The following is a 13,616-nucleotide window of genomic DNA, read 5'->3' on the forward strand; positions in this document are numbered from 1 at the left end:
AGGGCGCGCCGCGACAATTGCCGATTCCGGACGTGAGCTATGCGGCGGCTTGTGGGGCAGGGTGGTGTAAGGGCCCCTCATCCCGCTGCCGCGACCTTCTCCCCGCAAGCGGGGCGAAGGCGTAAGCCGCTTCGCCTTCCCGCCAATCGGCTGTCTTTGTTTGAGGAAGCCGGCGCCCCAGCCCCCTTCTCCCCGCTTGCGGGAAGAAGGTCGCGGCAGCGGGGTAAGGGGCAGCGGTCACTCCGGAAAGAGCGCCAGGAACCGCCGCTCGCCCTCGGCGGTGAAGCGGATGGCGCGGCTGTCCTTCTCGCGCTTCGCCCAGCCGTCGGCGATGAACCGGGCGAGCAGCGCCTCGCCAAGCGAGCCGGCGAGGTGCGAGCGCCGCTCGCTCCAGTCGAGGCAGGTGCGGCAGACGGGGCGGCGCTGGGTCTTCAGCGCGGCAAGGTCGATGCCGATGGCGGCGATGCGCGTCTCGCCGGAAGGCGTCAGCGATGCCTCCCCGCCGTCGAGTGCCACGTCGCCGTCGGCCACCAGCCGGTCGAGCATGCGCACGCCGAAATCGCCGGCAAGGTGGTTGTAGCAGACGCGCGCCTTGCGCAGCGCCGGATCCTTCGGGCCGGGACGGCTGCGCATCAGCCCGCGGTTCGCCGCAAAGCCCATGATGTTCTCGAGCAGCAGCCCCACCTCGTCGTTGGCGAGCGCGAAATAACGGTGCCGGCCCTGCTTGCGCTGGGCGATAAGCCCGCCGGCCTCCAGCCGGGAAAGATGGGCGCTGGCGGTCTGCAGCGTGACGCCCGCCGCGCCCGCAAGCTCGCTCGCCGTCAGCGCCTGCCCGCCCATCAGCGCGGTCAGCATGTTGGCGCGGGCGGGATCGCCGATCAGCGCGCCGATCTGGGAAATGTCGGGACCTTCTTTCATACTTCGATGGTAGCCGAAGCATTCGCGTTCGGCAATGTGGGAAAAGGGGACATCGCAAGCACGGCAATTCCGGCAAGGGATTGCGCCAGGACGAGGAGACGACGATGATCACCTGCTTCATCCGCTACCGGATCGACCCGTTCCGCAAGGACGCCTTCGCCGCCTATGCCCGCAACTGGGGCGAGGCGATCCCGCGCTGCGGCGCCGATCTCGTCGGCTATTTCGCCCCGCACGAGGGCTCCGCCACCACTGCCTATGGCGTCTACAACATCGAGAGCCTTGCCGCCTACGAGGCCTATCGCGCCCGCCTCGCCGCCGACCCGCTCGGCCGGGAGAACTATGACTTCGCCCGCAGCGAGCGCTTCATCCTCAAGGAGGACCGGCTGTTCCTGAAGAACGTCTCGCTGCCGCATGCGCCGAAGGTGACGCCATGATTGCCGTCATCTTCGAGGTGGTCCCGGCGCCCGGCCGCATCGACCTCTATCTCGACACCGCCCGGGACCTGCGCCCGCTGCTCGACGATATCGACGGCTTCATCTCGATCGAGCGCTTCCGCAGCCTCACCGATCCGACGCGGCTCCTGTCGCTCTCCTTCTGGCGCGACGAGGCGGCGGTGAAGGCATGGCGGACCAGCGAACGGCGCCGCGCCGCCCAGGCCCTCGGCCGCGCCGGCATCCTCGACAGCTACCGGCTGCGCATCGCCGGCGTCGTCCGGGACTACGGCCTCAACGACCGCAACGAGGCGCCGGACGACAGCCGGGCCTTTCATGCGGCGTAGGGGAATTTGCGGGGAAGCCCCTTCTGGCCTGCCGGCCATCTTCCCCCTCAAGGGCTGGGCGATCGCACATGGAGGAAACCGCTGCCCCATCCCCTTCTCCCCCGCGGGGAGAAGGTGCCGGCAGGCGGATGAGGGGGATGCCGGAGGCGCAAAGGCTCTATCCAAGCCACCCCCTCATCCGACCCTTCGGGCCACCTTCTCCCCGGGGGGAGAAGGCGACAAGCGGCGATGCCGCATTCCATATCACCCTGCCCGCAGGGAGGGAATGGCCGGCAGCCAGAGGAGGCACATGCAACCTCACCCGTTCATAGGCATCGCCCGGCCAACAGGGCGAAAGGGGCATGGCACCGGCGGCGATCAGGGCCGGCTTCGCCCCGCTTCCAGCCTACTGCACCGTCACTTCCGAGCGCTCGCCGGCCTTCACCGTCGCCTTGGCCTCCTTCGGCGCGACGTCGCCCTCGTATTTCACGTTGACGACATAGTCCCCCGGCGGCAGCGTGTCCTGCCATTCGGCGCCGTAATTGTAGGACATGGATTTGCGGTTGCCCTGGATGTCCTTCGTGGCGTTGAGGATCTCGATGAAGCTCGCCCCGGGCGCGGTGATCGCCAGGACACCGGCATTGATGTTGACGGTGACTTCCTTCATCTCCCCCGCCTTGATGGTGAAGGGGATCTCGCCCGTCGCCGAGCCGAGTTTGGCCGTCAGCACATGTTCGCCCGGCGGCACGTCCAGCTTCGTGCCGGTGCCGTAATTGTAGGCGATGCTCTTGCGGGTGCCGTCGATGTTCTTGCTGGCGGCGACCACCTCGAAGAAGACGTTGCCGGAATCGACCGCCGCCCCGCCCTCCGCATAGACCGCCTTGTTGAGCACGACGCCCGAACCGATGACGAGGTCGCGCTCGATCGTCTCGCCCGCCTTGACGGCGACCGTCTCCGCGACGATGGACGGGCCGATCTTGCCGGTCAGCTTCAGTTCGCCGGCCGAGGCGTAGAACCTGGCCGTGCCGTAGTAGGTGGTGGAATAGCCGCCGAAGGCGATCTCGACGCCCGCATTGGCATCGTCCTCGGCACCCTCGGGCGTGCGCTTGGGATGGATCGTCACATGGCCGGCATCGAAGTTGACGAAGGGTTTGGCGACGGCGCCATCCTGCACCTCGAAGGGCACCTCCCGCCTGATCGCGCTTTGCAGCGTCGCGACGGCGACATATCTGCCCGGCGGGTAGTTGCCGGAGAACTTGCCCTTGTACTGGCTTTCCAGGGTGTCGCCGGCCGGCTTGCCGCCTGCATCCGCCTTGAAGACCTGCCAGAACACATTGTCGTTGTCGCCGAGCGAGGGGCCGCCCTCGGCAAGGACGCTGTCGAACTCGGTGTTGAACGCGAGGGCGGGCTCCGGCTCGGGTTCCGCTTCCGCCACGGCCTCGGCCGGCTTCGACATCGGCGCTTCCGCCACCGTCTCCGTCAGCGCGGCGACGAGCTGGGAAGCATCGGAGGCCTGGAAATACTTGCCGCCGGTGTTTTCGGCAAGGCAGGCGACCTGCCGGCCTTCCTCCTCCGTCAGGCCGAAGCCGACGACATGGGTGGTGAAGTCGACGCCCTTGCTTTCGAGCGCCGAGGCGAGCGCGCAGGGATCGGCCTCGCAGGTCTCGAGCCCGTCCGTCACCAGCACGACGGTCGCCTTGTCCTCGGTATATTTGAGGATGTCGGCCGCCTGCTCGACGGATTGCGTCAGCGGCGTCTTGCCCTTGGGGCTGAGCCCCGAAACGAAGGAGGTGATCGCCTCCCCGGTGCCCGCGCCCGGCGCGACGGCCAGCTCGATGTCGCTGCACGAGCCCTTTTCGCGGTGGCCGTAGACCATCAGGCCGAGTTCGGTGCCTGCGGGCACGGATTTCAGCACCGTGCCCAGCGTCTCGCGGGCGATCTCGATCTTGCTGCGCCCGCCGATCTGGCCCCACATGGAGCCGGACGCGTCGAGCACGATCATCGTCTTGTCGGCGGCAATCGTCTCGGTGGCGGCAAGAAGCCCCGCCAGAAGCATGAAGGCGGCTCTCAAACGCACGTCTTTCCTCCTCGTTTCCCCGCAAACGCCGGCCGACCACGCCGGCAAGGCTCAGCGATGCTGTTCCATGACGGGCGAGGCGGGGCGTCTATTCGCGATCACTGAAAGGAGGATCGCAAATCCCGTCGTGAAACGGTTTCGGCTTTTTCTCCAAGCCCTTCAGCCTTTGGTAACCATCTTCGGTAACCATAAGCGCCAGTTCAGTTCCGAGTCAGCGTATCAGCGAGTATCCCATGCCATCTGTTCTTTCGCTTGCAGACGTCTCCCGTTCGCCCCGCAAGAGCGGCTGGCTCGACACGATCATCCGGGGGGACTGCGTTGCCGCGCTCGAGGCGCTGCCGGACCAGTCCGTCGACGTCATCTTCGCCGATCCGCCCTACAATCTCCAGCTCGGCGGCGCGCTGCATCGTCCGGACCAGAGCCTTGTCGATGCCTGCGACGACGAGTGGGACCAGTTCGCCTCCTTCGAGGCCTATGACGCCTTCACCCGTGCCTGGCTGCTCGCCTGCCGCCGCGTGCTGAAGCCGTCGGGGACCATCTGGGTCATCGGCTCCTACCACAACATCTTCCGCGTCGGCGCGACCCTGCAGGATCTCAATTTCTGGATCCTCAACGACATCGTCTGGCGCAAGACGAACCCGATGCCGAACTTCAAGGGCCGCCGCTTCCAGAACGCGCACGAGACGATGATCTGGGCGACGCGCGACCCCAAGGCCAAGGGCTACACCTTCAACTACGACGCCATGAAGGCCGCCAATGACGACGTGCAGATGCGCTCGGACTGGCTGTTCCCGATCTGCAGCGGCGGCGAGCGCCTGAAGGGCGAGGACGGCAAGAAGGTGCATCCGACGCAGAAGCCCGAAGCGCTGCTTGCCCGCATCCTGATGGCCTCCTCCAGGCCCGGCGACGTGGTGCTCGACCCGTTCTTTGGCTCCGGCACGACCGGCGCGGTGGCCAAGCGCCTCGGCCGCCATTTCGTCGGCATCGAGCGCGAGCAGGCCTATATCGATGCCGCACGCGCGCGCATCGAGGCGGTCGAACCGCTCGGCAGCGGAACCCTGTCCGTCATGAGCGGCAAGAAGGCCGAGCCACGCGTCGCCTTCAACACGCTGATCGAAAGCGGGCTGATCGCCCCCGGCACGGTGCTGACCGATGCCCGCCGCCGCCACAGCGCCATCGTGCGCGCCGACGGCACGCTCGCCTCGGGCAACGACGCCGGCTCCATCCACCGCGTCGGCGCCAGGGTGCAGGGGCTCGATGCCTGCAACGGCTGGACCTTCTGGCACTATGCCGATGGCGCCGAGCTGAAGCCGATCGACGCGCTGCGCGCCGTGGTGCGCGCCGGCATGGCCGGCCTCGAATAAAGCATTTCCAGGAAAAAAGCGGCCTCCGGTCTTCCGTTCGGAAAATGCGAAAATGGAAGACCGGCAAGCGCCATTACCCGTTTCTCCAGCTGCGGCCTCCGGTGTTCCCTGCACCGGGGGCTGTGGCTTTCGATGGGGAGGGTTTGCCGGCACCGCCTGTCCCGAATTTCCATCCATGCGATTCAGGTGATGTTAACCATCAACGGCTTAGTGTGACCTCGAAAGTACATCAGGCCAAGCAACGGAAATCGTTGCGGAAAGCCGGGGCCGATCAACCGGCCCGGCAGGCAGGATATCGCCTTTCCGGTTTTCGTACCTTCAGTCCCGGAAATGCGAAAACGCCCGGAGCCGCAAGGCTCCGGGCGTTTCGGTTTTCAGGCCCGTTCAGAGCGCGATGCCGTGCGCGGCAAGGTCGGCCTTCAGCTTTTCCGGATCGGTGAACTGCACCGCGTTCCAGCCGGCGAGCCGCGCCCCCTCGACATTGGCCGGAGCGTCGTCGATGAACAGCGTATGGGCCGGCGAGAGGCCGAAATCGCGCGTGTGCTTCTCGTAGATCGCACGGTCCGGCTTGATGAGGCCGATCTCGCCCGAAACCGTCACGCCGCGCGGCATGTCGAGGAAGGGGTAAAGTTTTCGCGCTTCCTTGAAGGTATCGGCGGCGAAGTTGGTCAGCATGGTCACGTCGCGGCCGTCGGCGATCAGCGCCTCCATGATCGCGACGCTTTCCACATAAGCATGGGAGACCATCTCGTGCCAGTGCTTGCGGAAGGCGCGGATATGCTCGGCGCGGTCGGGATGCACGTCGATCAGCAGCGCCTCGGCGTCCTCCCAGGCGCGGCCGCGGTCCTGTTCGAGGTTCCAGTCGTGCGTGCAGACATTGGTGAAGAACCAGTTGCGCTCGGCATCGTCGGGAATGAGGCGGGCATAGGGAATGTGCGGATCGTAATGGATCAGCACCCTGCCGATGTCGAAGACGATGTGTCGGATGTCGATGCTGTTCATGCTTTCCTCGCTTGTGTCAGGCAGTAGGAATTAGGAATTAGGCAGTAGGGAAAAGCAGAGCAGGCGGACGCCGGCCCGGTCGCTTGTCTTCTCGACTGCCGCTCCTTTTCCCTACTGCCTACTGCCTAATTCCTATCGCCTCGAAAACGCATCCGGTATGGCCTGCCTTATCGCCTTCTTCATGACGGTCGGCAGCGCCTCGCCGTCGAGCGTCTCCTTCGCCTGCCACCATCCCTCGCCGGCCTGCACATGGCGCGGCACCATGGAGCGGTAGATGGAGAGGCGCAACTCGAAATGCGTGAACACATGGGTGACGGTGCCGCAGGCCTGCCAGTCGGCAGCAAAGGGCGCGGCGGCAGGGCCGGTCTCGCCGTCGATGCGGGCCGTCCAGCCGCTGCCGGGCACCTCGGTCATGCCGCCAAGAAGGCCGGTTTCCCCGCGCTTGCGCAGGAAGATCGCGCCCGTCTCGTCCTCGGCGACGAAGGCGGCGCCGAGCCGCACGGGCTTTTCCTTCTTCGCGGCCTTGCGCGGATAGAGCTCCGGGTCCTCGCGCCCGAGCACGCGACAGGCGGCATTGAGCGGACAGAGCGCGCAGGCCGGCCGGCGCGGCGTGCAGATCGTCGCGCCGAGGTCCATCATCGCTTGGGCGAAATCGCCCGGCCGGTCCGCCGGCGTCATGGCGGCCACCAGCGCCCGCATCTCGGGCTTTGCCGCAGGCAGGGGCGTTTCGATGGCGTGGAGGCGGGAGATGACGCGCTCGACATTGCCGTCCAGCACCGCAGTCCTGCGGTTGAAGGCGATGGCGGCGATTGCCGCGGCGGTATAGTCGCCGATGCCGGGCAGGGCCTTCAGCCCGTCCTCGCTGTCGGGAAACACCCCGCCATGCTCGAAGGCGACGGCTTCGGCGCATTTCTTGAGGTTGCGCGCGCGGGCGTAGTAACCGAGGCCCGCCCAGGACTTCATCACGTCCTCCGTCTCGGCCTTCGCAAGGTCGGTGACCGTCGGCCAGCGGCTGGTGAAGAGGGCGAAATAGGCCTTGACCGCCTGCACCGTCGTCTGCTGCAGCATCACTTCGGAGAGCCAGATGCGGTAGGGATCGGGCCTTTCGCCGCGGGCCGCCATCGGCGGGCTCACCCGCCAGGGCAGGTCGCGGTGGTGCCGGTCGTACCAGGCAAGAACGAGATCGGCGGGTGCCGCGATGCGGGGCGCTTGGGTCATGACGTGCCTGAAACGGGGTCGATGCGACCCATGATGCGAACACAGCTCCGGACGCAAAACGCTCGCACACTTTTGCTGGAATTGTTCTATAACTGGCGAAGCAGGCGGCGATCTTCAAGTCGGTTTTTCGCCGGAACAGGAATATTTTCCCGATCGGGAGCGGATACGTGAATACCAGCAAGGCGCCCCGGCGCGGCCAGAGGCGCGGCATCGTCCAGATCAGCGAAGTGGCCAACGACCTCATCGATCCGGTGCTGGCCAAGCGCGCCGGCATCAACACCATGCTGCTCGGCTCGTGGGACGAGATCGCGGGGGCGGAATTTGCCGAATGCACGCGGCCGGAGCGCATCACCTGGCCGCGCCGCGCCTCCGAGATGACGGGCGAGGGCGGTGGCCACCAGCCGGGCGTGCTGACGATCGCCTGCGAGGGCGCCCGCGCGCTCTTCCTCAGCCACCAGCAGGGCGAGATCATCCAGCGCATCAACGGCTTCTTCGGCTTTCCGGCCGTGAGCCAGATGAAGATCGTGCAGAAGCCGGTGAGCCCGCATTCCAGCCGTCGCGCCAAGCCGCGCCCGCTGACCGGCGAGGCCGCCCGCCATCTGGACGACCTCGTCGACGGCATCGAGGGAGACGCGCTGAAGGCGGCGCTGAAACGGCTCGGCACGGCGGTGCTCGGCCGGCGCCGGTAAGGGACGGAAAGCCCCGTCCCCGACCATCGAACGGTCACAATTCTTTGAAGTTACTTGCCTTAACGCCGCTTGTTCCCGCCCCAAAGCAGGTATAACGGGGGTGCCCGGAGCAATTCCGGAAAAAGCGCAAGGAAGCTTTTTCCGGAATTGCGTCAATGGACCCGAGAATTCCCATCCCTTCCGACAGGAGAGACCATGTCCCTTTCCGAAATGAGCCTGATGAAGCGCCTTGCGACCGGCGTTGCCGTTGCGGCGCTCGCCGTGACGCTGGCTGCCTGCTCCGACGAGAAGAAGGAGGAGACCGCCAAGGCTCCCGAAACCAGCCAGACGACGACGGGCGAAAGCGCAAGCTCGACGCCGGCCACCTCCTCCGGAACGACGACCACCACGACGACCGAGACCGCCCAGGCGCCGGCCGCCGAGGCGAAGTCCGTCGAGGTGCCCACCGCCGACGGCGACGTCGACATGGCGGAGGTGATGAAGGAAGGCGCGCTGCCGGAAATGGCGCTCGGCGAGGCCAATGCCCCGGTCACCATCGTCGAATACATGTCGACGACCTGCCCGCATTGCGCAGCCTTCCACAACAACACCTTCGACGCGATCAAGACCAAGTATGTCGACAGCGGCAAGGTTCGCTTCGTCATGCGCGAGTTCCCGTTCGATCCGCGCGCGGCCGCCGCCTTCATGCTGGCGCGCTGCAAGCCGCAGAACCCGGCCGAGCTTTCGGACGCCTCGCAGTATTTCCCGATGATCTCCATGCTGATGAAGCAGCAGGAAACCTGGGCCGCCGCGCAGGACGGCCGCGAGGCGCTGCTGCAGATGTCGAAACTCGCCGGTTTTACACAGGAGAGCTTCCAGGCCTGCTTGACGAACCAGAAGCTTCTGGATGATGTGAACGCGGTGCGCGAGCGCGGCGCCAAGGAATTCGGCGTCGCGGCGACGCCGACCTTCCTGATCAACGGCAAGCGCTATTCGGGAGACATGTCGGTTGACACCATGTCGGCCCTCATCGACAGCATGCTCTGATCCTTCGACCGGGTTTGCGGGCGACGGCAGTGGTCGTGCGCCCGCATTCCATTGGGTTCCGGGTGGGATTTACCCCCCTCTGGCCTGCCGGCCATCTCCCCCACAAGGAGGGAGATCGGCTGGAGGCAGGAACCTTGCTCAAATGGCAACGTTAATGATGGGCGGGACGCCGCTTCGTCCGATCTCCCCCCTTGTGGGGGAGATGGCCGGCAGGCCAGAGGGGGGTGGCCTCGTCCGCCCCACCTGCGCATGAAGTTCACCAAGCTCCGCCTCCTCGGCTTCAAGTCCTTCGTCGAGCCCACCGAGTTCATCATCGAGCGGGGCCTCACCGGCATTGTCGGGCCGAACGGTTGCGGCAAGTCGAACCTCGTCGAGGCGCTGCGCTGGGTGATGGGGGAGAACTCCTACAAGAACATGCGTGCGTCCGGCATGGACGACGTCATCTTCTCCGGCTCGGGCAACCGCCCGGCGCGCAACACCGCCGAAGTCGGCCTCTATCTCGACAATTCCGACCGCACGGCTCCCGCCGCCTTCAACGATCAGGACGAGATCCAGGTCTCGCGCCGCATCGAGCGCGAGAACGGCTCGATCTACCGCATCAACGGCAAGGAGGCGCGCGCCAAGGACGTGCAGCTGCTCTTTGCCGACGCCTCCACCGGCGCCCGCTCGCCCTCCATGGTCGGGCAGGGCCGTATCGGTGAACTCATCCAGGCAAAGCCGCAGGCCCGCCGCCAGCTGCTCGAAGAGGCGGCCGGCATTTCTGGCCTCCACTCCCGCCGCCACGAGGCGGAACTGCGCCTGCGCGCCGCCGAGACCAATCTCGAACGGCTCGACGACGTCACTTCGCAGCTCGAAAGCCAGATCGAGAGCCTGAAGCGCCAGTCCCGCCAGGCGAACCGCTTCAAGGCGCTCTCCGCCGATATCCGCCGCCACGAGGCGATGCTGCTGCATATCCGCTGGGCGCAGGCCAAGGAGGCCGAGGCCGAGGCCGAAAGCCAGCTCAACCAGGCGACCTCGCTCGTCGCTGAGCGGGCCAACGCCCAGATGCAGGCCGCCAAGGAACAGGCCGTCGCCAGCCTAAAGCTGCCGGAGCTGCGCGAGAACGAGGCGAAGCTCGCCGCCGTGCTGCAGCGCCTGCAGATCGCCCGCGCGCAGCTCGAAGAGGATTCCGCCCGGCTGCTGCGCCGCCGCGACGAGCTCACCCGCCGCCTCGCCCAGCTCGCCGAGGACATCGGTCGCGAGGAGCGCATGGTGGCCGACAATGCGGCCGTGCTGGAGCGCCTGACCGCCGAGGAGGAGGAGATCGGCGAGATCCTCGCCGAGGCGGACGCGCGCGCCGAGACCGCCCGCGAGGCGATGGAGGCCGCCGCAGCGACGCTGGCCCAAAGCGAAGCGGCCCTCGCCGCCGTCACCGCCGAGCGGGCGGAGGCGCAGGCGGTGCGCAACCAGCTCGAAAAGGCGATCCGCGACCTTGCCGAACGCCACCTGCGGCTTGGCCAGCAGCTTGATGCCCAGGCCCGCGAGCTTGCGGAAATGGATACCCGCATCGCCGCGCTGCCCGATCCCGAAGAGCGCCGCGCCGCCGTTTTGTCCGCCGAGGAGGCGCTGGAGGCGGCCGGCGAGATGCTTGCCGCCGTCGAGGAGGCGCTGGAGGAGGCCCGTTTTGCCGAATCCGCTCTGCGCGGCCCGGTCGATACCGCCCGCGCCCGCCTTGCCGGCATCGAGACGGAAGCCCGTACGATCCGGCGCATGCTGGAGGCTGGCGGCACCGGCGGTTCCTTCCCGCCCGTCGTGGAGGACGTCGATGTCGACCGAGGCTATGAGACGGCGCTCGGCGCTGCGCTCGGCGACGACCTCGATTCGCCGGCCGACAGTACCGCCCCCGTGCACTGGCGCCTGTCCGGCGATGCGTCCGGCGACGCGCCCCTGCCGAAGGACGTTCCGGCGCTGATCGACCATGTCCGCGCGCCCGCCGTGCTCGCCCGCCGCCTGGCGCAGATCGGCATTGCCGGCAGCGTCGAGGAGGGGCTGTCCCTGCTGCCGCAGCTCAAGGCCGGCCAGCGGCTCGTCACCCGCGAGGGCGCGGTCTTCCGCTGGGACGGCCATGTCACCGGTGCCGATGCGCCGAGCGCCGCCGCGCTCCGCCTCGAACAGAAGAACCGCCTCGCCGAACTTGAGATGGAGCTGGAGGACGCCCGCGCCGCGCTCGGTGATGCGGAAGCCGACCTCGCCCGCGCCGGTGAAGCCATCCGTGCCGAGACACAACGCCAGCAGCAGGCGCGCGAGGCCCAGCGCGCCGCCGCCCGGGCGCTCGCCGAGGCGCGCGAAGGGCTGGAAGCGGCCGAACGGGCCGCCGGCGATCTCATCCGCCGCCGGGCCGTGCTCTCCGAAACCGGGGCGCAGATCGAGGCGCAGGTGGAGGAGGCCGCGATCTCGCTGGAGGATGCCCGCGCCGCGCTGGAAGAGGCGCCGGACCTTGCCGACCTCGACCTCAGCCTTCGCACCCGCACGATGGACGTCGCGACCGACCGCGCGACGCTGGCCGAGGCGCGCGCCGGCCATGACGGCCTTGCCCGCGAGATGGCCGACCGCCGCCGCCGCCTGATGACGATCCTAGCCGAGCGCGAGACGTGGCGAAGCCGTGCCGCCAATGCCGAGAGCCACATCGCCACGCTGCGCGAGCGCGAAGCCGAAGCGCATGAGGAGATGGAGGAGCTGGCCGAGGCGCCGGACGAGATCGAGGACAAGCGCCGCGAGCTCCTGACCGGCCTCAGCAATGCCGAGGCCGCCCGCCGCGAGGCGGCCGATGCGCTCCAGGAGGCGGAGAACCGCCAGCGCGAGGCCGATCACACCGCCGCGACCGCGCTCTCGCAGCTCGCCGAATCGCGCGAAACGCGGGGGCGGGCGGAAGAGCGCCTCGTCTCGGCGCGCGAACGCCGCATCGAGGGCGAGGCGCGCATCCGCGAGGCGCTGAACTGCGCGCCGCACGAGGCGCTGCGGCTGACCGGCCATCCCGCCGGCAGCCCGCTGCCCGATCCGCGCGAGCGCGAACGCGAGCTCGACCGGCTGAGGATGGAGCGCGAACGGCTTGGCGCCGTGAACCTGCGCGCCGAGGAGGAGCAGCGCGAGCTGACGGAAAAACGCGATGCGCTCGTCGCCGAACGCGAGGATATCATCGAGGCGGTCCGCAAGCTGCGCTCGGCGATCCAAAGCCTCAACCGCGAGGGCCGCGAGCGCCTGCTGGCCGCCTTCGACGTAGTCAACGTGCAGTTCCAGCGCCTGTTCACCCACCTTTTCGGCGGCGGCACGGCGGAGCTGCAGCTGATCGAGAGCGACGATCCGCTGGATGCCGGCCTCGAAATCCTCGCCCGCCCGCCGGGCAAGAAGCCGCAGACCATGACGCTGCTGTCCGGCGGCGAGCAGGCGCTGACGGCCATGGCCCTCATCTTCGCCGTCTTCCTCACCAATCCGGCGCCGATCTGCGTGCTCGACGAGGTGGACGCTCCGCTCGACGACCACAATGTCGAGCGCTACTGCAACCTGATGGATGAGATGGCGGCCTCCACCGAGACCCGCTTCGTCATCATCACGCACAATCCCATCACCATGGCCCGCATGAACCGCCTCTTCGGCGTCACCATGGCCGAACAGGGCGTCTCCCAGCTCGTCTCCGTCGACCTGCAGACCGCCGAGCAGCTGCGCGAGGCGTCGTAGCGATCCCGGGCAAGCCATGCTAGAATTCCCGCGTGCCGGAGGCATGGAATGAAGCTGTCGATTGCGAAAGAACTGGAAGAATACATTGCCGGGGAGGTCGAAAGCGGCCGTTTCACGGACGCCAGCGCCGTGGTCAACGATGCCCTCCGCCTCCATGAAACCTATCTGGCTGCTGTTCGCGAGGACGTGCGCAAGGGGCTCGATGATCTCGCCGCCGGCCGCCACCGATCTGTAGCGGCGGAGGACTTCCTGGCCAGGGCCCGGGCTTCGGCCTCCTGATCGTGCACGCCTTCCGCTTTACGGAAAGCGCCGAGAAGGATGTGGATGCGATCCTCGCCTATACGATAACGACATGGGGAGACGCACAGGCGGAGGCCTATATCGGTGGTCTCTATCGCGTCCTCGATCTGCTCGCGGAAAGACCTGCGCTCGGTCGCCTGCGTCCCGAGTTGGCACCGGGGCTGCGCAGCTTTCCCTATCGCGAACATCTCCTCTTCTACATGCTTTTCGAAGATACCGTCTTGGTGGTCCGCATTCTCGCGGCGCGGCAGAATACAGGCACCGGCCTTCTCGAAAGATAGGAACAAATCCCCCTCTCGCGCATTCAACAGCGCCTGCTGTTCCCGCAGGCCTTCGTGCAATTGGGGATCAAACGTGAGCAGAGACGCACTTTACATGATCATCGGCGCCCTCATCGTCGTGGTGGCCGGGTTTTCCTATTATGCCTGGCAGCAGGAGAAGAAACCGGACGGTGTCGAGATCCGCGTGGACGAGCAGGGGCTTTCCATCGAGGGAAACTGAAGCCTGCCGGCGCGCCAGGCCGTGTTCCCGCCAAGGGCACGGCTTTTGTC

General features: G+C 67.2%; 13 protein-coding genes. 9 read left to right on the plus strand and 4 right to left on the minus strand.

Going from position 1 to position 13,616, the window contains the following annotated elements; genetic code table 11:
* Positions 1 to 237 precede the first annotated feature (237 nt).
* Entirely contained in the window at positions 238 to 918 is a 681-nt protein-coding gene (locus tag AABF56_RS01525) for an ArsR/SmtB family transcription factor (RefSeq protein WP_272804672.1), read from the minus strand.
* Positions 919 to 1,022: 104 nt separating this feature from the next.
* On the opposite strand from AABF56_RS01525, the gene AABF56_RS01530 reads away from it, so the two are divergent.
* Both AABF56_RS01530 and AABF56_RS01535 read left to right on the plus strand, forming a co-directional pair.
* Positions 1,023 to 1,352: an NIPSNAP family protein gene (locus AABF56_RS01530; protein WP_272804673.1), complete on the plus strand. Its 330-nt coding sequence runs from the start codon at positions 1,023 to 1,025 to the stop codon at positions 1,350 to 1,352.
* A complete protein-coding gene (locus AABF56_RS01535; protein WP_272804674.1) occupies positions 1,349 to 1,696 on the plus strand; it encodes an antibiotic biosynthesis monooxygenase family protein in 348 nt (115 codons plus the stop codon). The genes AABF56_RS01530 and AABF56_RS01535 overlap by 4 nt, the downstream gene beginning before the upstream one ends.
* Positions 1,697 to 2,081: 385 nt before the next feature.
* On the opposite strand, the gene AABF56_RS01540 is transcribed toward AABF56_RS01535, so the two are convergent.
* Positions 2,082 to 3,752, minus strand: coding sequence for a vWA domain-containing protein (locus tag AABF56_RS01540; RefSeq protein WP_272804675.1), 1,671 nt, complete (start codon positions 3,750 to 3,752; stop codon positions 2,082 to 2,084).
* Positions 3,753 to 3,985: 233 nt separating this feature from the next.
* Between AABF56_RS01540 and AABF56_RS01545 the strand changes: the two genes are divergently transcribed.
* The gene (locus tag AABF56_RS01545) at positions 3,986 to 5,116 is read left to right on the plus strand and encodes a site-specific DNA-methyltransferase (RefSeq protein WP_244767774.1); all 1,131 of its coding nucleotides are present in this window, start codon (positions 3,986 to 3,988) and stop codon (positions 5,114 to 5,116) included.
* Between the two features lie 384 nt (positions 5,117 to 5,500).
* Here AABF56_RS01545 and AABF56_RS01550 read toward each other — a convergent pair whose 3' ends face one another.
* Positions 5,501 to 6,118 carry an HAD family hydrolase gene (locus AABF56_RS01550; protein ID WP_244767773.1) on the minus strand — a complete coding sequence of 206 codons (618 nt, stop codon included), beginning with the start codon at positions 6,116 to 6,118 and terminating at the stop codon, positions 5,501 to 5,503.
* Between the two features lie 132 nt (positions 6,119 to 6,250).
* Positions 6,251 to 7,336 (minus strand): A/G-specific adenine glycosylase, encoded by a 1,086-nt coding sequence (mutY, locus tag AABF56_RS01555; protein ID WP_272804676.1) that lies wholly within the window; start codon positions 7,334 to 7,336, stop codon positions 6,251 to 6,253.
* Positions 7,337 to 7,503: 167 nt separating this feature from the next.
* On the opposite strand from mutY, the gene AABF56_RS01560 reads away from it, so the two are divergent.
* From AABF56_RS01560 to AABF56_RS01585, 6 genes are all read left to right on the plus strand, one after another.
* Positions 7,504 to 8,025 (plus strand): DUF721 domain-containing protein, encoded by a 522-nt coding sequence (locus tag AABF56_RS01560; RefSeq protein WP_133034415.1) that lies wholly within the window; start codon positions 7,504 to 7,506, stop codon positions 8,023 to 8,025.
* Positions 8,026 to 8,220: 195 nt separating this feature from the next.
* Complete coding sequence (locus tag AABF56_RS01565) at positions 8,221 to 9,051, plus strand: DsbA family protein (RefSeq protein WP_272804677.1); 831 nt, start codon at positions 8,221 to 8,223, stop codon at positions 9,049 to 9,051.
* A gap of 249 nt (positions 9,052 to 9,300) precedes the next feature.
* Complete coding sequence (gene smc, locus AABF56_RS01570) at positions 9,301 to 12,765, plus strand: chromosome segregation protein SMC (protein WP_272804678.1); 3,465 nt, start codon at positions 9,301 to 9,303, stop codon at positions 12,763 to 12,765.
* Positions 12,766 to 12,813: 48 nt separating this feature from the next.
* On the plus strand, positions 12,814 to 13,044 hold the full coding sequence (locus AABF56_RS01575) for a ribbon-helix-helix domain-containing protein (RefSeq protein ID WP_272804679.1): 231 nt from the start codon (positions 12,814 to 12,816) through the stop codon (positions 13,042 to 13,044).
* Between the two features lie 2 nt (positions 13,045 to 13,046).
* The gene (locus tag AABF56_RS01580; RefSeq protein ID WP_272804680.1) at positions 13,047 to 13,346 is read left to right on the plus strand and encodes a type II toxin-antitoxin system RelE/ParE family toxin; all 300 of its coding nucleotides are present in this window, start codon (positions 13,047 to 13,049) and stop codon (positions 13,344 to 13,346) included.
* Positions 13,347 to 13,419: 73 nt separating this feature from the next.
* Positions 13,420 to 13,566 carry a hypothetical protein gene (locus AABF56_RS01585; protein ID WP_244767768.1) on the plus strand — a complete coding sequence of 49 codons (147 nt, stop codon included), beginning with the start codon at positions 13,420 to 13,422 and terminating at the stop codon, positions 13,564 to 13,566.
* The last annotated feature ends 50 nt before the right edge of the window (positions 13,567 to 13,616 follow it).

This window comes from Shinella sp. WSC3-e (assembly GCF_945994535.1).
Lineage (GTDB): Bacteria > Pseudomonadota > Alphaproteobacteria > Rhizobiales > Rhizobiaceae > Shinella > Shinella yambaruensis.

What these genes read in the sequence shown, in the direction of transcription:
- AABF56_RS01575 (WP_272804679.1), top strand. Translation starts at nt 12,814, where the DNA reads ATGAAGCTGTCGATTGCGAAAGAACTGGAAGAATACATTGCCGGGGAG.
- AABF56_RS01565 (WP_272804677.1), top strand. Translation starts at nt 8,221, where the DNA reads ATGTCCCTTTCCGAAATGAGCCTGATGAAGCGCCTTGCGACCGGCGTT.
- AABF56_RS01550 (WP_244767773.1), bottom strand. Translation starts at nt 6,118, where the DNA reads ATGAACAGCATCGACATCCGACACATCGTCTTCGACATCGGCAGGGTG.
- AABF56_RS01535 (WP_272804674.1), top strand. Translation starts at nt 1,349, where the DNA reads ATGATTGCCGTCATCTTCGAGGTGGTCCCGGCGCCCGGCCGCATCGAC.
- AABF56_RS01530 (WP_272804673.1), top strand. Translation starts at nt 1,023, where the DNA reads ATGATCACCTGCTTCATCCGCTACCGGATCGACCCGTTCCGCAAGGAC.
- mutY (WP_272804676.1), bottom strand. Translation starts at nt 7,336, where the DNA reads ATGACCCAAGCGCCCCGCATCGCGGCACCCGCCGATCTCGTTCTTGCC.
- AABF56_RS01545 (WP_244767774.1), top strand. Translation starts at nt 3,986, where the DNA reads ATGCCATCTGTTCTTTCGCTTGCAGACGTCTCCCGTTCGCCCCGCAAG.
- smc (WP_272804678.1), top strand. Translation starts at nt 9,301, where the DNA reads ATGAAGTTCACCAAGCTCCGCCTCCTCGGCTTCAAGTCCTTCGTCGAG.
- AABF56_RS01525 (WP_272804672.1), bottom strand. Translation starts at nt 918, where the DNA reads ATGAAAGAAGGTCCCGACATTTCCCAGATCGGCGCGCTGATCGGCGAT.